This window comes from Candidatus Rickettsiella isopodorum (assembly GCF_001881495.1).
In the GTDB taxonomy this organism is placed as follows: domain Bacteria; phylum Pseudomonadota; class Gammaproteobacteria; order Diplorickettsiales; family Diplorickettsiaceae; genus Aquirickettsiella; species Aquirickettsiella isopodorum.
This window is the reverse complement of record NZ_LUKY01000033.1, coordinates 303,269-326,614: the sequence shown is the minus strand read 5'-3', so window position 1 is coordinate 326,614 and position 23,346 is coordinate 303,269. Positions and strand designations below refer to the sequence as shown.

Genomic DNA, 23,346 nt, shown 5'->3' with positions numbered 1-23,346 from the left:
TTGATTTATACGATGACAGCATTATAGAGTCAACAGTTATGCTAATTAAGGATTAATGCTTGTTGGATCTTTTTTCGATAGATTTAATAATAATTTCAGCAACATTTTTTTGTGTGGCTTTTTCTATTCCTTCTAATCCAGGAGATGAATTTACTTCCATTACTAAAGGACCTCTGTTGGATCGTAATAAATCAACGCCTGCAATATTGAGACCAATAACCTTAGCCGCTCGAACTGCTGTTGCACGCTCTTCAGAGGTTATTTTAGCAAGCCGCACAGTACCTCCGCGGTGAATATTAGAGCGAAATTCTCCTAATTTAGCTTGGCGTTCCATTGCAGCAATAACTTTACCATTGACTACAAAACAACGAATATCTGCCGCTTTAGCTTCTTTAATATATTCTTGGACCATAATATGGGCTTGTAAATCTAAAAAGGCTTCAATAACACTAATAGCAGCTTGTTGAGTTTCAGCAAGTACTACACCAATACCTTGTGTCCCTTCTAAAATTTTAATGACTAAAGGGGGACCACCTACCATGCTGATTAGATCCTGAATGTCATCAGGAGAATAAGCAAACCCGGTAATAGGTAAACCTACTCCTTTTCGAGATAGAATTTGTAAGGAACGCAGTTTATCTTGAGCTCTGGTGATAGAAATTGAGTTATTTGCAACAAATACGCCCATCATTTCAAATTGTCTGACCAATGCGGCGCCGTAAAAAGTGATTGAAGCTCCAATCCTTGGAATAATGGCATCGAATTTATCCAAAATCTTACCCTTATAGTGAATATATGGATTTTGTGTCGTGATATTCATGTAGCATCGGAGGGTATCTATAATTTTAACTTGATGCCCTCTTTTCTTAGCTTCTTCTTCTAAACGACGCGTTGAATACAGTTTTGGACGGCGAGATAAAATTGCAATTTTCATGGGATTATAGTTCTTTTGCTGTATAAATAAGAATGAGTGGGATTAACAATAAAGCGGTGCTTTAATGCAGTTCGGCCTAATAACATTCTAAAACGCATGTTATCTCGGCTTGTTAAAGTAATTTCGATGGGCCAGCATTGTGTGCCGAGAACGATAGAGGTTTGGATAACACATCGATTTTCTTTATGGCCACCAGAATCGGTAACTTCACGTATATCGATTAAATCAGCAACACAGCTAATTGATTTTTCTGGGAAACGTCGTGGTTGAGGATGTATGATAAAGCATACTTTCTTTTGATGGGGAGTTCTTTCAATAATTTCTACGCGGCAGGCATGTAAAGCTGAGGTTCGTGCGCCAGTATCTACCTTTGTTTTCAGACGAGGTATCCCTAATTCAGGTAAAGAGACCCATTCCCTCCACCCAATTATGATTGGCGATGACATTTTATTTAACAATAGAGAGTTTAGGTTTTGTACCTGGTCTAACTCTAGGAGGGGGATTATTTCCACCCTCATCACTGCTTTCTTCTTCTGTAAATACCATACCTTGACCATTTTCTCGCGTATAGATGGCCAATACCGCTTGAATAGGTGCGTAAATAAGCATCGATTGTCCATTAAAACTCGCTTCAAATTGTATCGCTTGAGTATCTATTTTTAAATTTAATATAGCGTCAGTAGATATATTTAAAGTAATTTTACCATCTTTAATACATTGCTTTGGTACTTCTACATGAGGTAGTTCAGCATCTAAAAGAATATACGGGGTTAATTGATTATCAATAATCCAATCATAAAATGCACGTAATAAATAGGAACGATTTGAGGTCATCATTTTAAATTTTCACTCCAAATTCGACCTCATTTAAAGTTGCTTTAAATGAGGGGCGTTTAAATAAGCGCTCTTCGTATTCTTTGATAGCACTTGGCATAGGTGCTAGTTTAATATTTAAACGATGTAAACGCCATAATAACGGCGCCATACAACAATCTACTAAAGTAAATTCGTCACTCAAGAAAAATGATTTACCAGCAAATATAGGTGCTAGACTAGCCAAACTACCTTCTAATTTCTTTTGAGCAGCATGCATAGACTCTGTAGGCTTGGTTGTTTTAGTATTATTTAATGTACTTTCTATTTGTTGTAATAGAGGATACCAATCACGCTCAATTCGATAAATCATCTGTCGACTTTTGGCACGAGCTACTGGATAAACGGGTAATAAAGGAGGATGAGGAAAACGCTCATCCAAATATTCGGTAATAATATTTGTTTCGTAAAGGACGAGATCTCGATCAATAATAGTAGGGACAGTACCATAAGGGTTGTGTTGTAACAAACCTTCAGGTAATTCTGTAGGCGATACCTCTATAATTTCCGCACTAATCCCTTTTTCCGCCAAAACAATACGTACCCTATGACTATAAGGGTCATTGATATTTGCATATAAACACATAGTTGAACGTTTACCGGCAGGTTGTGCCATATAAAAGGTTCTCCATATTAATAATTTAAAATACTTTTCATGGATTATGAAAAATGTTTATTTTTTCTATATTTCCCCAGATTTTCTTTTTTAAAAGATAAACAAAATAGGTTAATAACAACAAAAATCCGCATACTTTTTTACCCAATGATTGGCGATTATTTTTTGTAGGTTCAGCTGTATAAGCTAAAAAATTCACTAAATCAATCACTATTCCTTCTAACATAGGAGCTTTTAATCTACTTTTATTAGAATGTGAGTAGGTACGATTGATAATTTTTAGGGATGATCTATCGTTAATATTAGTATGATAGGTATTGGTATCCATACGTATTATCGCTAATGGATCCGGCATCGCGGTGTTTTTAATGAAACTATTGTTAACTCCAAAAGGCCTCGTATCATCCAAGTAAAAGCTAAGTAAGTAATTATACACCCAATCAGCACTTCTTGCCCGAATACTCAAAGAAAGGTCTGGAGGAGGCTTTCCAAACCATAATAAGCTTTCTTTTTTATGTAAGCTTGATTTTATTGTATCGCTAGTTTTAGCCTGAGTAAAAACAAGATTATCTTTTAACCGTTGTTGAGGGGCTGAATTGAATGGATCATCAATGTTCAGATCAACTCCAAGTCGATTATAACGCATATAGTGTAGCGAATGACACCCTGAACAATAATTCATAAAATATTTTGCTCCACGTTGTACTGAAGCAAGATTAGATGGTGGAATTGAGAATTTTACTCGTTTATTTTCAAAAGGATTTGCTATCCTAAAAAATAAAAATATAAAGATAAATAGAAAAAAAACACTAACTATTATTTTCCGCATAGGGGTCTTGGTAATAGTTTATTTTTTTCATATTTTGTATAGAAGGGCATCAGTAAAAAAAAAAGAAAATAGTTGAGCAGTAAGATCTGTATAAAAAGTGTCTTATCTGGTGTCAGTAGGGTTGTACTCATATAGGTAAGTAAACCAAAACTGAGTATAAAAATTGCTAAAGCGAAGCGAGAATAACAACCACGATATCGCATCGATCGAACTGGGCTGCGATCGAGCCAGGGCAACATAAATAGCATGAAAAGAAAAGCCCCCATAATTAAAATACCTAATGATTTATTAGGAATAACACATAACACACCATAAAAAGGTGCTAAATACCATAGTGGTTTAATATGGCTAGGAGTTAATAAAGGGTCTGCTGGAATGAAATTATTTGCTTCAAGGAAATATCCATTCATTTCAGGAACAAAAAATACAATAATGGAAAAAATAAACAAAAAAATTAGTAAAGCATACAATTCTTTGACCGTGTAATAAGGGTGAAAAGGGACTCTAGAGAATGTTTTATTAGGTAAGATTGATTTTGTTGATATAGAAATTCCTTCTGGATTATTACAGCCAACTTTATGTAAAGCAATAAGGTGTAGTCGAATTAAAAATACCAATGATAAAGGCATAGCTATCACATGGAGTGCAAAAAAACGATGTAAAGTTTCTTCTGATACGATCGTATTACCGCGAATCCAAAGTGTTAGCGTTTCGCCAACCTTAGGAATTGATTCGAGCAATGAAGTGCCAATTTGGCTTGCCCAATAGGATGTTTGCCCCCAAGGAAGTAAATATCCGAGAAATGCTTCGAGTAACAAAATAATGTAAAGGCATACGCCTAACAACCAAACCAACTCCCTAGGTTTTTTATAGGATCCATATAAAAGGCTTCGAAAAATGTGTGCGTAAATTAGGATAAAAAAAACTGAAGCACCAGTAGAATGTAGATAGCGTAATAGCCACCCATAAGGTACTTCTCGCATCATTATTTCGATGGAATTAAATGCCTCTGCAGGTGTAGGGGTATAAAATAGGGTTAGCCATATACCCGTTAAAATTTGTAAAAAAAAAGTAAATAGACTTAAAGAACCAAAGAAATACCAAAAATTAAGATTTTTAGGTAGATAATATTGTGTTAAATGTTGGTGAATATACTCATTAATTGGTAAACGTTCGGATAACCAATTGAATATACTGTTTTTACGGGAATTTTTGTCTGTGTTTCCGTTCAACTCGTAATCCCCATGGTTATATGCACTCCTTGCTTAACTTGCGTATTGTCAAAAATTCAATTGCTGCAAGTATAGTGATATTTGCATTTATACTAACCTTGGGTTTTCACCTATGACAACAGTATGTTCATTTGTAAACCGATAAGGAGGAATTTTGAGATTAGTTGGAGCAGGAACATTTTTCATAACCCGCCCAGCAAGATCAAACTTAGAGCCATGACATGGACAATAGAGTCCTCCAGGCCATTTGCGATTTAATTCTCCTTGCTTGGGTTTAAATTGTGGGGAACATCCTAAATGTGTACATAAGCCGATAAGTATTAAATATTCTGGATTAAGTGAACGGTATTCATTACGCGCGTAAGAAGGCTGCTGTTCAGTTAAAGAATCTGGGTCGCGTAATAAGGGGTGAATGTTCAGAAGATTATCTAACATCGCTTGGGTTCGTCGGATTATCCAAATAGGCTTATTTTGCCAAGCAACCACCATGGATTCCCCTGGCGCTAAATGACTTAAATCAACTTCAATAGAAGCAGTAGCTACGAGAGTTTCTGCGCTTGGCTGTAATGATGCTAAAAATGGGATACTGCTAGCAGTAGCTATACCAAATCCAGCCATGATAGCTATTATAATAACTAGTAATTGGCGACGATCTTCTTCCATTTCTTTCGTCGTTGAAAAATATATAATTATTTATAAATACACTTAGGTCCAAAACATTCCAATAAATAATACGATGATTATCGTTTTGAATATTGAGTTCCTTTACGGGCTTTGTGTCGACCTACTTTTTTCCGCTCAACTTTTCTTGCGTCGCGAGTAACTAAGCCAGCGTGCCGCAATAATCGACGAAATGACCTATCATTACTAGCTTCACCGCTATGAGTATCGCCATCGTTAATATCGGTTGTAGTTACTTCATCATAATTGATTAGAGCTCGGCTGATCCCATGTCGAACTGCGCCAGCTTGACCACTGCTTCCCCCGCCAGAAACTGTCACTGTGATATCAAATCTACCCATCTGGTCAACAACTTCTAGAGGTTGATTAACAACCATCTGAGCGGTTTCACGGCCAAAATAATTTTCTAAAGTACGACCATTTACTTTGATAATACCAGTTCCTTTTCTGAGGAATACTCGAGCAGTCGCTGTTTTGCGACGACCCGTACCATAATTCTGTTCTAGTGCCATAATTTATAACCTATCAATACTAATTGGTTCAGGGTTTTGAGCGCTATGAGGATGTATAGAGCCAGCATAGACTTTTAGCTTACTTATCATGGCATAACCTAAAGGATTTTTAGGTAGCATGCCCTTAACAGCTTTTTCAATAATTCGAGTAGGAAAACTTTTTTGTAACTTTTCAAAAGTAATGGATTTTAACCCGCCAGGATAACCTGTATAGCGCTCATATAATTTATTTTTAGCTTTTGCGCCCGTTACAGTTACTTTTTCTGCATTAATAACGACGATATAATCCCCAGTATCAACGTGAGGCGTGAATTCTGGCTTATGCTTTCCCCGTAGAATATGAGCTATTCTAGTAGCCAGATGACCTAAGGTTTTTCCTGAGGCATCAATCAAAAGCCATTTTTGTTCAATAAGGCCAGGTTTGGCCATCAATGTTTTCATAACTGGGAAGCTCCGAAGCTCTCTAAAAATGCAATTAGCTACTTTATGAGTAGAGGCGGTGATTCTAACAAAAATAAAACAAACAATACAAGTATAGCGTGAAGTATTGTTTGTATATGTGATTTTATAAGTTAAAGTACTCCAAAACATAGAATAAGTTAAAGGGGTACTCTATGCGCCAGTTTCCTCATACGCGATTACGTCGTTTAAGAGAAAATCGATTTAGTCGGCGCTTAATGCGTGAAACTAGACTGAGCTGTGATGATTTAATTTATCCAGTATTTTTGCTTCCGGGGGATAATAAAAGACAGAAGATAGCCACTATGCCTGGGATAGAGCGATTTTCTTTAGACTATTTGTTGGATGAAGTGGCTGTTTTACAACAGTTGCGAATTCCTGCTATTGCGCTATTTCCAGTTATACCTATAAAAGATAAAAGCTGGAATGCTTGTCAAGCCTATAATCCAGAAGGTTTAATTCCCCATGCAGCAAGGGAATTAAAAAAAAATTTTCCAGAAATGGGAATAATCACAGATATTGCTCTTGACCCTTATACAACACATGGTCATGATGGTCTTTTATCTAAACAGGGAGTTATTTTAAATGATGAGTCGATAGAAATTTTGGTTAAACAAGCGCTTTGTTATGCACAAGCGGGTGTGGATGCTTTAGCTCCTTCTGATATGATGGATGGTCGAATTGGTTGGATTCGTAAATCTTTAGAGGAGAAGCGTTATACAAATACCCAAATCATTGCCTACTCCGCCAAATACGCCTCCCATTTTTACGGACCTTTTCGTGATGCAATAGGAACTTCTGGGCAGTTAAATGGAGGGGATAAAAAAACCTACCAAATGGATCCAGCCAATAGTAATGAGGCTTTACAAGAGGTAGCATTGGATCTTGCTGAAGGAGCAGATATAGTCATGGTAAAGCCAGGAATGCCCTATTTGGATATTCTTTATCGTATTAAGCAACAATTCGGTATACCTACTTTTATTTACCAAGTAAGCGGCGAATATGCGATGCAAAAAGTAGCTATTATGCAGGGCTATTTAAATGAGCGTGAAAGTATTTTGGAAGGCTTATTGGCTATGAAACGGGCTGGAGCTGATGGTATTTTGACCTATTTTGCCAAGCAAGCAGCTAGTTGGCTGACAAATTCACTAGATTGATTTTTTTCATGATAAGATACCTGTATAATTAACGACCTTTGCGAAAGTGGCGAAATTGGTAGACGCGCTGGATTTAGGTTCCAGTGGGTTTAAACCCTTGAGAGTTCGAGTCTCTCCTTTCGCACCAGCATTGCCCAAGGATTTTTACAACGATAAGAGCCTTAAAATTTATGAATGAAATACAAGTTTCGGTAGAAAGTGTCGATGACTTTACTCGACGTCTAAAGGTCATAGTGCCTATTAGCCAGTTAGAAGAGAGAAAGAAGCGACACCTTCTTGAATTGGCAAAGAAGACTCGTTTAGATGGATTCCGACCCGGAAAAGTGCCAGCTAGCCATATTGAGAAGCTCTATGGAACTAGCATATGGCAAGAGGTCATAGAAAAGTCTTTACAAATGAGTTTATCCAATGCTTTAGAGCAAAAAACTTTAAATCCAGTAGGTCAGCCCCATATTGACTCCATAAAAGCGGAGCCGGGTACAGATCTTACTTATACAGCTAGTTTTGAAGTTTATCCGCAGGTAGAAGTGCCTACATTAAAAGGTGTTAGTTTAGAAAGACTTCAAGTTAATATAACCGCAGAAGATATTGATAAGGTATTAGAGCAAATGCGTAAGCAATATGCTGAGTGGGTTGAAGTACCTGATAAAGCTTCTTACGGGGATCAGATTAGTTTTGATATGGTTTTTCCTGATGCAGAAGAAAAAACACGTAGAGATTTACAATGGGTTCTCGAGGAAGATAAAATTCCTGAGGGATTTTCAGTACTTCTATCGAGTGTAGCGGGGGACATTTTATCGATTTCACTCCCGAAAGAGCGTGGATCTGAACAAGTTTACTCGGCAACAATAAAAGTAAAAAAGGTCGCTAAAGCTAAACTACCCAAATTAGATAATGCTTTTGCAAAAAAGCTTGATATTAAAGAAGGAACTATCGAAGCCCTAAAAAGTCAAGTTAAAGAACATATGCAGATAGAATTAGATAGAAAGTTGCGTGAAAAATTAAAAACTCAGGCTATAGATAAATTGGTTACCCTACACGCTATTAATCAATTACCACAGGGAGCGCTTAATCAAGAATATCAACGTTTAGAACAAGATATTTTTAGGCAACGGAAACAACAAGATAAGGATAAAATAGGCTTATCTGAAATTCAAAAAGCAGATTTAATGCAAATGGCGCGCCGTCGAGTTACGCTCGGGTTATTATTTAATGCACTGATTGAAAAGCATCACTTGCATGTTGACGAATTACGAGTTCAACAACATATTGATAAATTAGTGGGAGCATTTCAATTTGATCAAATGGTGCGGGATAAGCTGTATAAAGATAAGAATATGATGATGAACATTCGTTCTTCAGTTTTAGAAGAGCAAGTCATTGATAAGTTGCTAGAAGAAGTAGAATATATTGAAAAAGCAACTGAATATTCGGAGGTCATGGATCTCACAGGGAAAAATCGTGTGGGGGAGAGTATTGAAGTGAGGAATAACAGCTAATTGGTTAATGATATTAGCTTTGTTAAATAGCAGATATGTTATATCTTAGTAGTAGCAATCAATTTATTTTTATCTTTAGAGAGTAACTATGTATTTACGCAGTTTACCAAAGGAAATAACGAACTCATTATTAGTCCCTATGGTCGTTGAGCAAACCGGTCGAGGAGAAAGGGCTTATGATATTTATTCTCGTTTATTAAAGGATCGTATTATCTTTGTTGTGGGTCCCATTGAAGACCATATGGCAAATTTAATTATTGCGCAAATGCTTTTTTTAGAATCTGAAAATCCTGATAAAGATATTTCACTTTATATTAATTCACCGGGCGGTGTGGTGACTTCTGGTTTAGCTATTTACGATACCATGCAATTTGTCAAGCCCGATGTAAGTACGATGTGTATCGGTCAAGCGGCTAGCGCAGCGGCTTTATTACTTTGTGGCGGGACGAAAGGAAAGCGCCATTGTTTACCCCATGCGCGGATGATGATCCACCAACCATTAGGGGGCTATCAGGGGCAAGCAACGGATATTGAAATCCATACTCGTGAGATGCTGTTAGTTAGAGAAAGGATTAATAATATAATGGCTAAACATACAGGAAAAAATACGGAACAAATTTTGCGTGATACCGATCGTGATAACTTTATGGGAGCTCATGAAGCCATAAAATATGGCTTAATTGATGCGGTTTTAACAATACGTACAGAAGCTGGGAAAACTAAAGAGTTTTTAGCTACTTCATCAGTTGATTAAGTAGGTTTTTATTCGAAAGTATTTTAAAAATTTGTTTAAATACAGTCACAGCAATTGAGTTTTTGGCAAGGCGCCGTGAGAATGAAGTAACCGGAGTGTATTCAAGATACATGAGGATTTCGAGTTGAGCGGCAACGCAGACAAAAAATTCAAGTGCGAAGAATATATCAATATATGAATAATAGTTTGTTGAGGTAATAAATATGAGTAGTTCCATAAACGATAAAACCTCGGGGCCTCTTCACTGTTCATTTTGCGGTAAAAGTCAGGATGAAGTGCCAAAATTAATTGCAGGTCCTTCTATTTTTATTTGTAATGAGTGTGTGCAGCTATGTAGTGATATTTTGCAAGAAGAGTTTCAGCAGGAAGTTCCGCGTCAGGAAGGGTGCATATCGATCCCCAAGCCATCAGAGATCCATGAAGTATTTAACGAATTTGTCATAGGCCAAGAATTTGCCAAGAAAATATTATCTGTAGCCGCTTACAACCACTATAAGCGGCTAGAATTAATTAAAAAAGCACGCCTTCATCCGCTAAATGTAAAAGACGATACGGAACTTAGTAAGAGTAACGTATTGCTTATAGGTCCTACCGGAAGCGGTAAAACTTTACTCGCAAAAACTTTAGCGCGGGTTTTTAATTTACCTTTTGCTATCGCCGATGCAACGACCTTAACTGAAGCGGGTTATGTGGGTGATGACGTAGAAAATATTTTACAAAAATTATTACAAGCGGCCAATGGAAACATTGAAAAGGCTCAGCTAGGAATTATTTACATAGATGAAATTGATAAAATTAGCCGTCGTGCTGAAAATCCATCGATTACTCGAGATGTCTCAGGTGAAGGTGTTCAGCAAGGGTTACTCAAATTACTTGAAGGGACTGTTGCTTCAGTACCTTTACAAGGTGGGCGTAAGCACCCTAATCAAGAAACAGTACAGATAGATACGACTAATATTTTATTTATTTGTGGTGGTACTTTCTCTGGTTTAGAAAAAATTATTCGTGAACGTACCGAGAAAACAGGAATTGGATTTTCTGCTGATGTGCGTAGCAAAGGTGATAAGAGAAGTTTAACAACTTTGTTAAATCGACTTGAGTCAGAAGATTTGATTAAGTATGGAATTATACCCGAGTTAATAGGGCGTTTACCTGTCATTGCAACTTTAGAAGAACTTGATGAAAAAATGCTGATTCAAATCTTAAAGGAACCCAAGAACGCTTTGATCAAACAATATTTCAAATTATTTAAAATGGACAATGTCGATTTAGAATTCCGTGAAGATGCTTTGCAAATGGTGGCGAGAAAAGCTTTAGAGCGCAAAACAGGCGCAAGAGGTTTGCGTGCAATCTTGGAAAGTGTTTTATTAGATACGATGTATGAATTGCCTTCTATGCAGAACGTAAATAAAATTGTTATTGAAGCAAGCACCGTCAGCAAGGGAGTAAAACCCTTGGTGATTTACAAGCAAGAAAAAGAAATTGAAGTAGATAATAAAGAAATAGCGGCGGGTAGCGAGTAAATCTTTCAAAGGTTGAATTTATGGCAAAGCAACTAACAAGCGGCGGGGCAACGACTTCTAAACTTTCAGAGAAGCTTCCTCTACTCCCTCTACGGGACGTCGTAGTTTATCCTCATATGGTGATACCACTATTTGTAGGTCGAAAACAATCGATAAAAGCTTTGGAAACTGCCATGACTGAATCCAGCACTGAGAAAAAGGTTTTACTCATTGCGCAAAAGAATCCTGCTGAAGATAGCCCTACTATCGAAGGTTTTTATCAAGTTGGAACAATCGCTACCATTTTACAATTGTTAGAATTGAAAGATGGTACTGTTAAAGTGTTGGTTGAGGGTTCCCAACGAGGTAAGGTTAAACAGTTTTTCCAAGAGAAGGATTATATAGCTGCAGAGATCGAAGTCGTAGGTATACCCCCTGTTGAGCCTGATCAAGAGATTGAGGTTTTGACACGAACAATTCTGAGTCAATTTGAGCAATACGTTAAATTAAATAAAAAAATTCCCTTAGAGATTTTAAGCACTTTATCGAGTATTGATAATCCAGGTCGGTTGGCTGATATGATCGCAGCACATTTGACGCTTAGAATTCAAGAGAAACAAGAGATACTTGAGATTTTTCCATTAAAAAAACGTCTAGAACGCTTATTAGCTTTTCTTGAAAGTGAAATTGATTTGCTGCAAATACAAAAGCGAATTCGTGGGCGCGTTAAAAAGCAGATGGAAAGAAGCCAGCGCGAATATTATTTAAATGAGCAGGTAAAAGCGATTCAAAAGGAATTGGGTGAGTCTCAAGGCGTTACGAATGAACTTGATGATCTCGCAAAGCGTATCGAAAAGGCAAAAATGCCTAAAGAGGTAAAGGATAAGTCAATCTCTGAATTGAATAAATTAAAATCTATGTCGCCTATGGCCGCAGAGGCGACTGTGAGTCGAAATTATTTAGATTGGATTTTATCTCTTCCTTGGAATAAGCGGAGTAAGGTTCGTTACGATTTAGACAAAGCACAAAAAGTTTTGCAAGAAGCGCATTACGGATTAGAAAAAGTCAAAGAACGTATTATTGAGTTTTTGGCAGTTCATCAACGTGTTAAAAAATTAAAAGGCCCTATTTTATGTTTGGTAGGACCACCAGGAGTCGGAAAAACATCTTTAGGGCAATCGATTGCTGAGGCTATAGGGCGCGAATTTGTGCGTATGTCTTTAGGTGGTGTGCGTGACGAAGCAGAAATTAGAGGACATCGACGTACTTATATCGGTTCTATGCCCGGTCGAATTATGCAAAAAATGGCTAAAGTGGGAGTCAAAAACCCACTATTTATGCTTGATGAAATCGATAAAATGGCGATGGATTTTAGGGGCGATCCTGCAGCGGCATTGCTAGAAGTATTAGATCCTGAACAAAATCATGCTTTTGATGATCATTATCTAGAAGTAAGCTATGACTTATCTGAAGTTTTATTTATTGCTACGGCGAATACGTTGAATATTCCGCCGGCATTATTGGATCGTATGGAAGTTATTCGTATACCTGGATATACTGAAGATGAAAAAATTAATATTGCTAAACAACATTTATTACCTAAACAACTTAGCCAAAACGGTTTAAAAATTACGTCAAAAAACAAAGAATTAATTTTGGCGGAAAGCGCATTGCAAGATATTATTCGTTATTATACTCGTGAAGCGGGTGTTCGTAGCCTTGAGCGCGAAATTGCTAAAACTTGCCGGAAGGTTGTTACAGAAATAGCGCGTAAACCTAGTGTGAAATCAATTACCGTGACTAGTCATAACTTAGAAAAATATCTTGGTGTAAGACGTTATCGTTATGGATTAGTTGAGCAACATGACCAAGTAGGACAGGTAAGTGGTTTAGCTTGGACAGAAGTCGGCGGTGATTTATTAACTATCGAAGCCGCAGTTGTTCCTGGAAAAGGGAAAACAAGTTATACAGGTCATTTGGGCGAGGTGATGCAAGAGTCAATACAGGCGGCATTAACAGTGGTTCGAAGTCGAGCTGAAGTATTAGGCATCCCTATTCATTTTTATGAGAAAAAAGATATACACGTGCACGTTCCTGAAGGCGCAACACCTAAAGATGGACCTAGTGCAGGGATAGGTATGTGTACTGCATTGGTTTCTGCGATCACTAAAGTACCTGTACGGGCTGATGTCGCGATGACAGGAGAAATAACTTTACGCGGTGAAGTTTTGCCGATTGGTGGTTTAAAAGAAAAATTACTAGCAGCGCATCGTGGAGGCATACGTGAAGTTATTATTCCAGAAGAAAATAAACGGGATCTGAAAGAAATTCCTAAAAATATTAAAGAAGGCTTAATTATTCACCCTGTTCGTTGGATAGATCAAGTTTTGGATATCGCTTTACAACATGCAGAAAAAGCTTCAGTTAAGTCTAATGCTAGAAAGAAGGGTGAAAAAAAAATGACTGTACCTATCAAGCTGGTTGATAAAAAAAATCAAGCGAAAATTAATCCTACGACAAATACTCGTTAGCATGCTCACAGCAATTGGATTTTTGGCAAGGCGCCCGAGAATGAGCAACCGGAGTGTATTCAAGATACATGAGGATTGCGAGTTGAGTGGCAACACAGACAAAAATACAAGTGCGAAGAGTATATAACTCTTATTCCCTTGACAGAGGATTCACGCTATTGATATAAACAGTTCCACTTATAATCTATAGCAAGACGCTTAAAATTAATTTAAAGGGTTGGGTCTTAATTTCTACCGTTGTGAGGGTATATGAATAAATCAGATTTAGTTGATGTTATTGTGGAAGCAGCGCAAGTTCCAAAAAATGTTGCTGGAAAGACTTTAGAAAAAATTCTAGATTCTATTACTAAAGCGTTATGTAAAGGAGAAGATGTTAGTTTAGTTGGGTTTGCTACACTTTGTGTTCGTCATCGAAAAGCACGTACTGGACGTAATCCTAAGACTGGAGAATCTTTACATATTAAGGCAAGTAATGTTGTAGCATTTAAAGCAGGAAAGGCACTAAAAGATGCTGTGCAAAAAGAGTAGCAATATCTTGTAAATAAGTTTAGAATGACGTCCCTTTCGACAGGGTGCTTAGCTCAGTTGGTAGAGCATCGCCCTTACAAGGCGAGGGTCGTAGGTTCGATCCCTACAGCACCCACCATATATATTGCGGGAGTGGTAGTTCAGTTGGTTAGAATACCGGCCTGTCACGCCGGGGGTCGCGGGTTCGAGTCCCGTCCACTCCGCCAGTTCTCTAAAATTTTAAATATAAATGTAAACAAGGTTAAAGTCAGAATAATAAAATGTTCTTACTAGAGTTTAGATAGTATTATATTTCTTAAATCTCTTTTAGATTAACTAAAGTTTCTTTACTATGTTGCAATCCATTCGTGATAGAACACAAGGTTGGATAACCAATACCGTAATTGGATTATTAATTATTGTTTTTACTCTATGGGGTATCCATGGCTATTTAGAGCTTAATGCAGGAAGAAATAATAAGGTAGTCGCTAAGATCGCTGGCCAAACATTACTTCAGAGTGATTTTGATAAGGCGTATCAACGTGCCTATCAGCAAACACGGGATCGTTTCGGTGAAAAATTTTCTAATGATGGAAAAATGGCGAAGGAATTAAGACGGCAAATTTTGCGGGAATGGGAAACAACACAAGTTTTATTTCAGGCTGCTTTACAATCCAAATACCGCATTAGTCAGTCTTTAATAGATTCTGTTTTATTGCAAATTCCAGCATTTCAATCTGAAGGTCGTTTTTCTATTGAAAAATTTTACGATGTATTACATGCCCTCAATTATACTAAGCTTGAATTTCTAGGTGATATAAAAAAAACCTTGCTTATTAATCAGGTCAAGCAAGGAATAACACAAAGCGAATTTGCGTTACCTCAGGATATTAGTAACTACATAAAATATAGAGATCAAAAAAGAGATTTTGCTTATCTTATTATTCCTCATTCAAGATTTTCAGAACAGAAAAACCTCCCTGACTTCAAAATTTTTGCATATTATCAGAAAAATAAGCTGAGTTTTAGTCAGCCAGAGCAGGCTAGCATTGAATATATCGAACTTTCCTTCCAAGATGAAAAAAAATTTCTAGAAAATAGAGCTAAATTAGCTAATTTAACTTATATGCACCCTGATTCTTTAGCCATCGCAGCAAATAAATTGGGTTTGGAGATACATTCCACCGCTTTTTTTGATAAAGCAGGTGGAAAAAAGGGCTTGAGTAAAAATTCAAAAATACTTGCTGCCACATTTAGTCAGGATGTTTTACAAGGAAATAATAGTCCTGTGATTGATATTAATTCAAATACCGCCATCGTTTTACGAATTAAAAAATACCAGCCTGCGGGTATACAGCCCTTTAATAACGAGGTGCGAGAAAAGATCAAGGTAATCTTGAATAAACAACTAGCTATATCTAAAGCGCGGCAATTTGGAGAAAATTTACTCAGAAACTTGGAAAAAATGAGTTCTACGCCTATTAATTTAGAAAGCAAAAAATTAAAATGGAAGTTTATTAAGCAGGCAAATCGGTATGATAAGAAATTAAATAAGGAAGTTATAAATACGGTATTTACTTTAACTCCACCTAATAAGCATATTCTTGCTTTGTTATCAATGAAAGGTTTTAGTTTGGAAAATGGAGATTATGTATTGGTCAGACTAATGGCTGTTTACGATGAAGCTCCTCCACCGCTACTAAATAATTCAACAAAAAAGCTTTATCGTGAAGAAATAGCTAAGAATTTGGGCCAGTTAGATTATACTCTTTACACAAATAACTTATTGAAAAAAGTAAAATTAATTCCATAGTTGTTGATAAGCACTTTAAATTTTAACTTAAGAAGGGCAGAGGTCTGGTCGAATAGAAAGATAATAATTAAGTAAATTTAAGTCTTCCTTATGGGTTACTTTAATATTATCTGTACGTCCTTCTACCATTTTAGGTTGCTGGCCGATTAACTCGATGGCATTAGCTTCATCCGTAGTGAATTGGTTTTTTTTGATAGCAAAACCAAGCGCGTTAACCAGCCAATGGTAGCGAAACATTTGTGGAGTTAAGGCTGCCCATAATTTTTTTCTATCCAATGTTTCAAATCGCTGATTATCTATATATTTAACGGTATTTTTTATCGGATGCCCCAATAACCCACCTACAGGATGATCGTCTAAATGAGCAATAAGTTTATCAATATCGCTTGGATGTAAAAGTGGTCGAACTGCGTCATGTACCAATATCCAATCATTTTTTTTTGCAAAGTTTTTTAAAGCCAATAAGCCAAAAAATACCGAATGAGAGCGTTCTTCGCCTCCTAATACGGTGAGTAGATGAGGGGAACTAAATTGTAGATCTGACCAATAGTTATCATTTTTATTGATTACTACAACACATTTTTTAAATTGGGGATAGTTTAGTAGAGTGGTTAATGTGTATTCAAGTATTTTTTTTCCATTAATAGATATATATTGTTTAGGTAAATCTATTTGCATGCGATTTCCCGCACCTGCGGCTGGGACTATTGCAAAATAATTAATTAGGTTTTTCATTATAATATATCAGTAGAGTATCTTCGAATAGGATAATAATTATCAGCCAGTTTATGGGAGGCTAATAAAGCATCAATTGGGTGGGATCCCTTGTTTATTTTACTCCCGTCTCTAACCAGGTTTAATATTTTCGTATTTTCTTAATGAGCTGTATACTGCCAACTTATGAATTCTTTGCTTAATGAAGTAGTTTCTCTCGCTAAAAAAGCCGGAAATCAAGTTCTTAATATTTACCAAAATGATTTTAAGGTTGAATATAAAATAGATAAATCCCCTATAACTGTTGCTGATTTAGCCTCTCATCATTGTATTTGTCAAGGATTACGCCGATTAACGCCTGATTTACCTATTATTTCTGAAGAATCAAAACCTATTGTTTATCAAAAAAGACAGACTTGGGAGAAGTATTGGTTAATTGATCCTTTGGATGGAACAAAAGAATTTTTGGAAAAAAATGGCGAATTTACTATTAATATTGCTTTAATTGAACAAAATAAGCCAAGCTTAGGCGTTATATTTGTTCCATATACGAATATTTGTTATTTTGCCAGAAAAGGTTCGGGAGCCTATAAGCAAATAGGTCAAACCCAACCAAAAATTATCCGTAGCCGAGTTTGGAAAGAAAAGCAGCTTATCACTGCGGTAGTGAGTCGACGGCATGGCCGGGAGGAGCTAAAGAATTTTTTAGCTCAGTTTTCTAGTTTAAATTTATTGTTTTGTGGAAGTGCGTTAAAATTTTGTTGGGTTGCTGAAGGTTTAGCCGATATATATCCGCGTTTTTCATCTACGTTTGAATGGGATACAGCAGCAGGTCAATGCATACTTAATGAGTCGGGAGGTCTAGTTATAGATAATACGGGTCAGGAATTGCAATATAACCTGTCAATTTCTTTACAGAAAGCTAATTTTTTAGCTGTAGGGGATAAAAGACATCCTTGGTTACATTATCTTAAGTCCAGATAAAAAAATTAACTACATATTAGTCTTATAGGAATCTGTATGAATAAAAAACCAATTAAAGTAGCCGTTTCCGGAGCAGCTGGCCAAATAGGTTATGCTTTATTATTTCGTATCGCTTCAGGCCAAATGTTTGGCCCTGATCAACCCGTGATACTCCATTTATTAGAACTGGATAGAAGCCTTCCTGCTTTACATGGAACCGCTATGGAGCTTGATGATTGTGCTTTTCCGTTGTTAAAAAATATTATTTGTACCAGTGAGCTAAAGGAATCGATGAGGGATATCAATTGGGCTATTTTAGTGGGCTCTATGCCACGTAAAGAGGGCATGGAACGTGCGGATTTGTTAAAGATAAATGGCAGCATATTTGCCCCACAAGGAAAGGCGATCAATGCCTATGCTGCTGCGGATGTAAAGATCTTTGTGGTAGGTAACCCCTGTAACACCAATTGTTTAATTGCCATGCACCATGCACCCGATATTCCCAAGACCCGTTTTTTTGCTATGACTTTATTAGATGAAAATCGGGCTAGTGCACAATTGGCAAAAAAAGCGGTAGTTTCAGTTGAAGAAGTGACCCAAATGGCAATTTGGGGAAATCACTCATCAACACAATATCCTGATTATTATAATGCTAAAATTTCGGGAAAACCTCTCATGGAAGTTATTCGTGATGAACAATGGCTAAAAGATGATTTTATCTCAATAGTGCAGACTCGAGGAGCCGCTGTCATTAAAGCTAGAGGGGCTTCTTCTGCTGCTTCTGCTGCCAATGGGATAGTGGAAAGTATCTATCATTTAACACATGATACTAAAAATGATGATTTTTTTTCTGTTGCTTCATGTTCGAGAGGTCAATATGGAGTGGATGAGGGATTAATATTTTCTTTCCCTAGCCGGATTGAAAATGGTCAGTTTAGTATAGTAACGGATATTCAGCATAATTCATTTGGAGAGGAAAAAATTAAACTGAGCTTAAATGAATTACGTGCTGAAAAAAATGAAGTAAAGGAAATGGATTTAATTAACTGAGGCATTTAAGTGAAAAAAAATTGTACGGTGGATTTATTTTAATTGAAGTATCTTCCCGTACAATTACAAAATATTTTTTTCTTTTGCAAAGAAGCCGAAAATTATTATTTTTATGCTCTAATTTTAATTATTTGTAGAACCTTTTTAACAATTAAAAAATAATACCGAATTATATTCTAATTGTCTAAATAAAAAAGTTTTTATAGAAATAGTTTTCTAATAAAATATTATCTTTTGATTTAAAATTGATTTATAAATAAACTTAAAAGTATTTATACAGAAAAGATGAGCTTTTTGAGACACTAAAAATACTATTTTTTCATCAGAGTTAGAAAAAATTTTTGGGTTGGTAGCCTCTCTAAGAAATCTAATAATTTATATGGAATAAACTATGTGAAGTTTATTCATTTAATCTATCAGGGATGAGGATGTCGCGATTTCCATTACTTTCCATAGCGCTAACTAAGCCTGCTTTCTCCATATCTTCCATTAACCGTGCTGCACGGTTGTAGCCAATTTTTAGTCGTCGCTGAATGCTAGAAATAGAAGCTCGGCGCGTTTCTATAACAATTTGTACGGCTTGATCATACAGCGCATCTTTTTCACTTGAAGTATTATCTAAAAAATCTAAATCTCCGCCTTCATTAAGGTTAGTTTGAGTGAGATCAAGTCTATATTCTGGAGCAGCAGATTTTTTTAATGCACTGACAACGTGATGGACTTCCTGATCAGCTACAAAAGCACCATGCACTCGAATAGGAACACCAGTCCCTGGTGCTAAATACAACATATCTCCATGACCTAATAATTGTTCAGCGCCTTGTTGATCCAGAATAGTGCGTGAATCAATTTTCGATGAGACCTGAAATGAGATACGTGTGGGAATGTTTGCTTTGATTAAGCCAGTGATAACATCGACAGAGGGTCTTTGCGTGGCTAAAATCAAATGGATGCCTGCCGCTCTGGCTTTTTGCGCGATTCTTGCAATTAACTCTTCAACTTTCTTGCCAACCACCATCATCATGTCAGCAAATTCATCGATTAATACGATAATATAGGGAAGATGTTCTAAAATTTCTGCTTTGTCACTTTGTTCTGGCTTCCAAAATGGATCATTAAGTGGTTGTCTTTTATCAGTAGCTTCTTGTATTTTTTGATTATATCCTGCTAAGTTTCGTACTCCTAAATGTGCCATCAATTTATAACGGCGTTCCATTTCTGCCACACACCAGCGTAAGGCATTCGCTGCTTCTTTCATATCGGTAACAACAGGGGCTAAAAGATGAGGAATGCCTTCATAAATAGCTAGCTCTAACATTTTTGGGTCTATCATGATGAGCCTAACTTGCTGAGGTGTTACTTTATATAGAATGCTCAGCAGCATGGCATTGAGACCGACCGATTTTCCTGAGCCTGTTGTTCCAGCAACCAGTAAGTGTGGCATTTTCCCTAGATCAACGATGACTGGATGGCCGGCTATATCTTTGCCTAAGGCCAGCGAGAGCGGTGATCGTGCTTGTTGGTAAGCGGTTGAACTTAATATTTCACTGAGCCGAACAATTTCTCGGTGTTTGTTAGGGACTTCGAGTCCAACGACGGACTTACCAGGAATAACTTCCACAATACGTACACTTACTACAGATAATGAACGAGCTAAATCTTTAGCGAGCCCTGTGATACGGCTTACTTTAATTCCTGCGGCGGGTTGCATTTCAAAACGAGTGACTACGGGTCCCGGGTGTACGGCTACAACTTGTACTTGTATCCCAAAGTCTTTTAAACGCAGCTCAACATCTCTTGATAGCTGTTCTAGTTCATCGCGTGTGTATCCTTCTTTACTCAATTTTTCAGCGGGATCTAAAAGAGTTAATGAGGGAAGAGAAGATTTAATAACATTTTTTTTATTCGAAACTAAGGTGGTAGGTGATGAATAAGGCTTAATAGAAAGTGGATTATGATGAACTTCTTCTGAGCTAGGTATAGGGGAATTAATTATGGGATTAAATTGAGATGAAGGTTGCCTGTTAGAAGTGTTTGATGTATCGGATTTATACAAAGTACTTACACGAGGCTTAATTTTTTCAGCCCCTCTTTTTTTTATTACATAAAGGGTGATTTTTTTTAATTTTTCTACGATTTTTCCTGGCATTACCATAATGTAGCTGCTTATTTTATCGATAATACTTAACCAAGAAAAACCGGTTGCAAGCGTAGTGCTGGCTAATAAAAGCGCTAATAGAAATAATGTACTGCCCACCACATTAAATTGGACAACAAAACTTTTTGTAACGATATTTCCTAATTGTCCACCTGGAGTGTAGCCGTGTGTAGTCTGTGTACTGTGCAAAGCAGCGAGTCCACAAGCTGCAATGAAAATAGTAATAAAACCTAATAGACGTAAAGCTAAAAAAGGATAACTAAAAGATAAACTGGAAAAACGACCTTTAAAACATTGCCATCCTCCATACAATAATAATGCAGGAAATAAATAAGCTAAGGAGCCAAAACTATTAAAAAAGAAATGGGCTAGTTGATCTCCTAAACGGCCTGCTATGTTCATTGAGGTTTTAATAGATAGCACAGGATGATAAGTCCATAAAGCTAAAAATAAAAAAAGAGCCAAGGCTCCACTCACGATGAGTAGACCTTCTAGTAGACGTTGTTTAAGACTTAACTGTAAAAATTCTTCAGTTCTGGTTTTTTTCAAGAGTGCTCCTTATTTAGGTCATACATAAGCATACAGTCTTTTTGGAATATACTCTTCGCACTTGTGAATTTTTGTCTGCGTTGCCGTTCAACTCGCAATCCTCATGGTTATTATATACACTCCAGTTGCTTTATTTCATGGCGCCTTGCCAAAAAAACCAATTGCTGTGAGTATACTTATAGGGGTATAGGTACTATTTATAGCGTTCTTTGTTATACTTTGTTAGCAAATTTAATTATAACAATTTTTTTCTTATCTGGGTTTTCATCCTAAAGTGGGGATTATGAATAAGGCTCAAAATCATCGATTAATTATTTTAGGTTCCGGGCCTGCAGGATATACAGCGGCACTTTATGCAGCAAGGGCAAATCTTGAGCCAGTCATTATTACTGGATTGCAAAAGGGCGGTCAATTAATGACCACTACGGATGTTGATAATTGGCCAGGTGATATAGAGGGGCTGCAAGGACCCGTTTTGATGGAACGTATGCATCAACATGTGCAGCGATTTAATAGCAATATTATTTTTGACCATATCAATAAAGTTGATCTATCCCTAAGGCCTTTTGTCTTAAAAGGGGATGAGAAAATTTATTACTGCGAGGCATTGATCGTAGCTACCGGTGCATCAGCTAAGTATTTAGGTTTACCTTCTGAAAAAGAATTCATGGGTAAAGGGGTTTCAGCGTGTGCTACCTGCGATGGTTTTTTTTATAAGGGCCAAAAAGTAGCAGTCGTGGGAGGCGGTAATACCGCTGTAGAAGAAGCCTTATATATGGCTAATATTGCCGATCATGTTTTTCTTATTTATAGGGGCAGTGAGTTTTTTCGTCCTGAAAAAATTTTGTTGGATAAATTAATGGCAAAAGTGGAAACTGGAAAGATAGCTTTAGTGTTAGAGACTGAAGTGGATAGTATTTTAGGAGATGAAAAAGGAGTTAATAGTTTAAAACTTATTAATAATAAAACAAAGGCTATTAGTCAATTAGACGTTCAAGGTGTTTTTATCGCTATTGGCCATACGCCCAACACAGCGATATTCAAAAATCAAGTAGATATGGAGAATAACTATATTTTAGTCAGAGGAGGAAGTAAGGGCTTTGCAACAGCAACTAGTGTAAAAGGAGTCTTTGCCTGTGGTGATGTCATTGATTCTGTTTACCGTCAAGCTATTACATCCGCTGGGACAGGCTGTATGGCGGCACTGGATGCTGAGAAGTATTTAAGTGAAAGTTCTAATTAAAATTAGAAATTAATATGAGGCATCGGGAATGCATAACAGATTATTAGGATTTTACCTATTGTTATTGGTGGCATCACCCGTTTTAGCTGTTGATTTGGATAGTGATTTAAATAACGATCCTTATGAAAATTATAATCGGCATGCTTTTAAACTTAATCAGACTTTAGATAAAATTTTTTTTAAACCGATAGCTACAGTTTATAAAACAATTTTACCGTGGCCTATTACTAAAGGTATCAGTAATTTTTTTAGCAATTTAGAACAAGTTCCTACTATTATTAATGACTTACTACAAGGTGAGTTTTATGATGCAACTTCCGATACATGGCGCTTATTAATAAATAGTACGATAGGGGTTGCAGGATTTATTGATGTGGCTACTCGAATTGGATTACCTGATCATCATCAGGACTTTGGTCTTACTTTAGCTAAATGGGGTTATACCTCTTCAGCTTATCTAGTCGTCCCTATTTTAGGTCCGCGAACTATACGAGATACCATTTCTTGGGGGATGGATTATGGTGTTTTTTCTATTTATCCTTATATAAATGATGTCCCCTGGCGAAATGGTTTAATATATGGGAGTTTCATTAATGCCAGGGCGCAATTGTTGGATTTCGATCAGGCGATAAAACAAGCCTCTTTTGACCCCTATGTATTCCAACGCAATGCCTATTTACAACGCAGAAATTATTTAATTCGTGAGCGCAATAATTTAATAACGGATGAAGATGATGAAGAGGATGATGTGACTGAATAGTTTTTATAAG

Annotated in this window: 22 protein-coding genes and 3 tRNA genes; 14 read left to right on the top strand and 11 right to left on the bottom strand. The window is 36.7% G+C overall.

Annotated elements, in window-relative coordinates; translation table 11 throughout:
• Nucleotides 1–52 precede the first annotated feature (52 nt).
• The 9 genes from rimK to rplM form a co-directional block, all read right to left on the bottom strand.
• Entirely contained in the window at nucleotides 53–934 is an 882-nt protein-coding gene (gene rimK, locus A1D18_RS05405; protein WP_071662773.1) for a 30S ribosomal protein S6--L-glutamate ligase, read from the bottom strand.
• Nucleotides 931–1,380 carry an ATP-dependent zinc protease family protein gene (locus A1D18_RS05400; RefSeq protein WP_071662772.1) on the bottom strand — a complete coding sequence of 150 codons (450 nt, stop codon included), beginning with the start codon at nucleotides 1,378–1,380 and terminating at the stop codon, nucleotides 931–933. The genes rimK and A1D18_RS05400 overlap by 4 nt, the downstream gene beginning before the upstream one ends.
• Before the next feature lies 1 nt (nucleotide 1,381).
• The gene (locus A1D18_RS05395; protein ID WP_071663025.1) at nucleotides 1,382–1,768 is read right to left on the bottom strand and encodes a ClpXP protease specificity-enhancing factor; all 387 of its coding nucleotides are present in this window, start codon (nucleotides 1,766–1,768) and stop codon (nucleotides 1,382–1,384) included.
• 4 nt (nucleotides 1,769–1,772) lie between these two features.
• Nucleotides 1,773–2,423 carry a glutathione S-transferase N-terminal domain-containing protein gene (locus A1D18_RS05390; protein ID WP_071662771.1) on the bottom strand — a complete coding sequence of 217 codons (651 nt, stop codon included), beginning with the start codon at nucleotides 2,421–2,423 and terminating at the stop codon, nucleotides 1,773–1,775.
• A gap of 37 nt (nucleotides 2,424–2,460) precedes the next feature.
• Nucleotides 2,461–3,252, bottom strand: a complete 792-nt coding sequence (locus A1D18_RS05385; protein ID WP_084028756.1) for a cytochrome c1 — start codon at nucleotides 3,250–3,252, stop codon at nucleotides 2,461–2,463.
• The gene (locus tag A1D18_RS05380; RefSeq protein ID WP_071662770.1) at nucleotides 3,240–4,484 is read right to left on the bottom strand and encodes a cytochrome b; all 1,245 of its coding nucleotides are present in this window, start codon (nucleotides 4,482–4,484) and stop codon (nucleotides 3,240–3,242) included. Before A1D18_RS05380 ends, A1D18_RS05385 begins: the two co-directional genes overlap by 13 nt.
• 87 nt (nucleotides 4,485–4,571) lie before the next feature.
• Nucleotides 4,572–5,147, bottom strand: a complete 576-nt coding sequence (petA, locus tag A1D18_RS05375; RefSeq protein WP_071662769.1) for a ubiquinol-cytochrome c reductase iron-sulfur subunit — start codon at nucleotides 5,145–5,147, stop codon at nucleotides 4,572–4,574.
• A gap of 77 nt (nucleotides 5,148–5,224) precedes the next feature.
• Nucleotides 5,225–5,677 carry a 30S ribosomal protein S9 gene (rpsI, locus tag A1D18_RS05370; protein ID WP_071662768.1) on the bottom strand — a complete coding sequence of 151 codons (453 nt, stop codon included), beginning with the start codon at nucleotides 5,675–5,677 and terminating at the stop codon, nucleotides 5,225–5,227.
• 3 nt (nucleotides 5,678–5,680) lie between these two features.
• Nucleotides 5,681–6,118, bottom strand: a complete 438-nt coding sequence (rplM, locus tag A1D18_RS05365; RefSeq protein ID WP_071663023.1) for a 50S ribosomal protein L13 — start codon at nucleotides 6,116–6,118, stop codon at nucleotides 5,681–5,683.
• Nucleotides 6,119–6,291: 173 nt separating this feature from the next.
• Between rplM and hemB the strand changes: the two genes are divergently transcribed.
• The 10 genes from hemB (at nucleotide 6,292) to A1D18_RS05310 (ending at nucleotide 15,899) form a co-directional block, all read left to right on the top strand.
• Nucleotides 6,292–7,293, top strand: coding sequence for a porphobilinogen synthase (gene hemB, locus A1D18_RS05360; RefSeq protein ID WP_071662767.1), 1,002 nt, complete (start codon nucleotides 6,292–6,294; stop codon nucleotides 7,291–7,293).
• Nucleotides 7,294–7,333: 40 nt separating this feature from the next.
• A tRNA-Leu gene (locus A1D18_RS05355) sits at nucleotides 7,334–7,420 on the top strand.
• A 43-nt stretch (nucleotides 7,421–7,463) separates the two neighbouring features.
• Nucleotides 7,464–8,792: a trigger factor gene (gene tig / locus A1D18_RS05350; RefSeq protein WP_071662766.1), complete on the top strand. Its 1,329-nt coding sequence runs from the start codon at nucleotides 7,464–7,466 to the stop codon at nucleotides 8,790–8,792.
• A gap of 88 nt (nucleotides 8,793–8,880) precedes the next feature.
• Complete coding sequence (gene clpP, locus A1D18_RS05345) at nucleotides 8,881–9,546, top strand: ATP-dependent Clp endopeptidase proteolytic subunit ClpP (protein WP_071662765.1); 666 nt, start codon at nucleotides 8,881–8,883, stop codon at nucleotides 9,544–9,546.
• 203 nt (nucleotides 9,547–9,749) lie between these two features.
• The gene (gene clpX, locus A1D18_RS05335) at nucleotides 9,750–11,069 is read left to right on the top strand and encodes an ATP-dependent Clp protease ATP-binding subunit ClpX (protein WP_071662763.1); all 1,320 of its coding nucleotides are present in this window, start codon (nucleotides 9,750–9,752) and stop codon (nucleotides 11,067–11,069) included.
• Between the two features lie 20 nt (nucleotides 11,070–11,089).
• Nucleotides 11,090–13,579, top strand: a complete 2,490-nt coding sequence (lon, locus tag A1D18_RS05330) for an endopeptidase La (RefSeq protein ID WP_071662762.1) — start codon at nucleotides 11,090–11,092, stop codon at nucleotides 13,577–13,579.
• Nucleotides 13,580–13,828: 249 nt separating this feature from the next.
• A complete protein-coding gene (locus A1D18_RS05325; RefSeq protein ID WP_071662761.1) occupies nucleotides 13,829–14,107 on the top strand; it encodes an HU family DNA-binding protein in 279 nt (92 codons plus the stop codon).
• Nucleotides 14,108–14,149: 42 nt separating this feature from the next.
• Nucleotides 14,150–14,225 (top strand) — tRNA-Val (locus tag A1D18_RS05320).
• A gap of 11 nt (nucleotides 14,226–14,236) precedes the next feature.
• A tRNA-Asp gene (locus A1D18_RS05315) sits at nucleotides 14,237–14,313 on the top strand.
• Between the two features lie 125 nt (nucleotides 14,314–14,438).
• Nucleotides 14,439–15,899, top strand: coding sequence for a peptidylprolyl isomerase (locus tag A1D18_RS05310; protein ID WP_071662760.1), 1,461 nt, complete (start codon nucleotides 14,439–14,441; stop codon nucleotides 15,897–15,899).
• A gap of 27 nt (nucleotides 15,900–15,926) precedes the next feature.
• On the opposite strand, the gene ispD is transcribed toward A1D18_RS05310, so the two are convergent.
• Entirely contained in the window at nucleotides 15,927–16,634 is a 708-nt protein-coding gene (gene ispD, locus A1D18_RS05305; protein ID WP_071662759.1) for a 2-C-methyl-D-erythritol 4-phosphate cytidylyltransferase, read from the bottom strand.
• Between the two features lie 165 nt (nucleotides 16,635–16,799).
• On the opposite strand from ispD, the gene cysQ reads away from it, so the two are divergent.
• Nucleotides 16,800–17,597, top strand: a complete 798-nt coding sequence (cysQ, locus tag A1D18_RS05300) for a 3'(2'),5'-bisphosphate nucleotidase CysQ (RefSeq protein WP_071662758.1) — start codon at nucleotides 16,800–16,802, stop codon at nucleotides 17,595–17,597.
• Nucleotides 17,598–17,633: 36 nt separating this feature from the next.
• A complete protein-coding gene (locus tag A1D18_RS05295; protein ID WP_071662757.1) occupies nucleotides 17,634–18,626 on the top strand; it encodes a malate dehydrogenase in 993 nt (330 codons plus the stop codon).
• A gap of 400 nt (nucleotides 18,627–19,026) precedes the next feature.
• Here the strand turns inward: A1D18_RS05295 and A1D18_RS05290 are convergent, their stop codons facing one another.
• Entirely contained in the window at nucleotides 19,027–21,333 is a 2,307-nt protein-coding gene (locus A1D18_RS05290; RefSeq protein ID WP_071662756.1) for a DNA translocase FtsK, read from the bottom strand.
• Between the two features lie 283 nt (nucleotides 21,334–21,616).
• On the opposite strand from A1D18_RS05290, the gene trxB reads away from it, so the two are divergent.
• Together trxB and A1D18_RS05280 are read left to right on the top strand one after the other, a co-directional pair.
• Nucleotides 21,617–22,576: a thioredoxin-disulfide reductase gene (gene trxB, locus A1D18_RS05285; RefSeq protein ID WP_071662755.1), complete on the top strand. Its 960-nt coding sequence runs from the start codon at nucleotides 21,617–21,619 to the stop codon at nucleotides 22,574–22,576.
• A gap of 28 nt (nucleotides 22,577–22,604) precedes the next feature.
• Nucleotides 22,605–23,336 (top strand): MlaA family lipoprotein, encoded by a 732-nt coding sequence (locus tag A1D18_RS05280; protein WP_071662754.1) that lies wholly within the window; start codon nucleotides 22,605–22,607, stop codon nucleotides 23,334–23,336.
• Nucleotides 23,337–23,346 lie beyond the last annotated feature (10 nt).

Excerpts from the sequence above, each read along its gene's own strand:
- rpsI (WP_071662768.1), bottom strand. The coding sequence starts at position 5,677 with ATGGCACTAGAACAGAATTATGGTACGGGTCGTCGCAAAACAGCGACT.
- A1D18_RS05400 (WP_071662772.1), bottom strand. The coding sequence starts at position 1,380 with ATGTCATCGCCAATCATAATTGGGTGGAGGGAATGGGTCTCTTTACCT.
- A1D18_RS05395 (WP_071663025.1), bottom strand. The coding sequence starts at position 1,768 with ATGACCTCAAATCGTTCCTATTTATTACGTGCATTTTATGATTGGATT.
- lon (WP_071662762.1), top strand. The coding sequence starts at position 11,090 with ATGGCAAAGCAACTAACAAGCGGCGGGGCAACGACTTCTAAACTTTCA.
- tig (WP_071662766.1), top strand. The coding sequence starts at position 7,464 with ATGAATGAAATACAAGTTTCGGTAGAAAGTGTCGATGACTTTACTCGA.
- A1D18_RS05385 (WP_084028756.1), bottom strand. The coding sequence starts at position 3,252 with ATGCGGAAAATAATAGTTAGTGTTTTTTTTCTATTTATCTTTATATTT.
- hemB (WP_071662767.1), top strand. The coding sequence starts at position 6,292 with ATGCGCCAGTTTCCTCATACGCGATTACGTCGTTTAAGAGAAAATCGA.
- A1D18_RS05310 (WP_071662760.1), top strand. The coding sequence starts at position 14,439 with ATGTTGCAATCCATTCGTGATAGAACACAAGGTTGGATAACCAATACC.
- A1D18_RS05280 (WP_071662754.1), top strand. The coding sequence starts at position 22,605 with ATGCATAACAGATTATTAGGATTTTACCTATTGTTATTGGTGGCATCA.
- petA (WP_071662769.1), bottom strand. The coding sequence starts at position 5,147 with ATGGAAGAAGATCGTCGCCAATTACTAGTTATTATAATAGCTATCATG.
- clpP (WP_071662765.1), top strand. The coding sequence starts at position 8,881 with ATGTATTTACGCAGTTTACCAAAGGAAATAACGAACTCATTATTAGTC.
- A1D18_RS05295 (WP_071662757.1), top strand. The coding sequence starts at position 17,634 with ATGAATAAAAAACCAATTAAAGTAGCCGTTTCCGGAGCAGCTGGCCAA.
- rimK (WP_071662773.1), bottom strand. The coding sequence starts at position 934 with ATGAAAATTGCAATTTTATCTCGCCGTCCAAAACTGTATTCAACGCGT.
- A1D18_RS05390 (WP_071662771.1), bottom strand. The coding sequence starts at position 2,423 with ATGGCACAACCTGCCGGTAAACGTTCAACTATGTGTTTATATGCAAAT.
- cysQ (WP_071662758.1), top strand. The coding sequence starts at position 16,800 with ATGAATTCTTTGCTTAATGAAGTAGTTTCTCTCGCTAAAAAAGCCGGA.
- clpX (WP_071662763.1), top strand. The coding sequence starts at position 9,750 with ATGAGTAGTTCCATAAACGATAAAACCTCGGGGCCTCTTCACTGTTCA.
- trxB (WP_071662755.1), top strand. The coding sequence starts at position 21,617 with ATGAATAAGGCTCAAAATCATCGATTAATTATTTTAGGTTCCGGGCCT.
- rplM (WP_071663023.1), bottom strand. The coding sequence starts at position 6,118 with ATGAAAACATTGATGGCCAAACCTGGCCTTATTGAACAAAAATGGCTT.
- ispD (WP_071662759.1), bottom strand. The coding sequence starts at position 16,634 with ATGAAAAACCTAATTAATTATTTTGCAATAGTCCCAGCCGCAGGTGCG.
- A1D18_RS05325 (WP_071662761.1), top strand. The coding sequence starts at position 13,829 with ATGAATAAATCAGATTTAGTTGATGTTATTGTGGAAGCAGCGCAAGTT.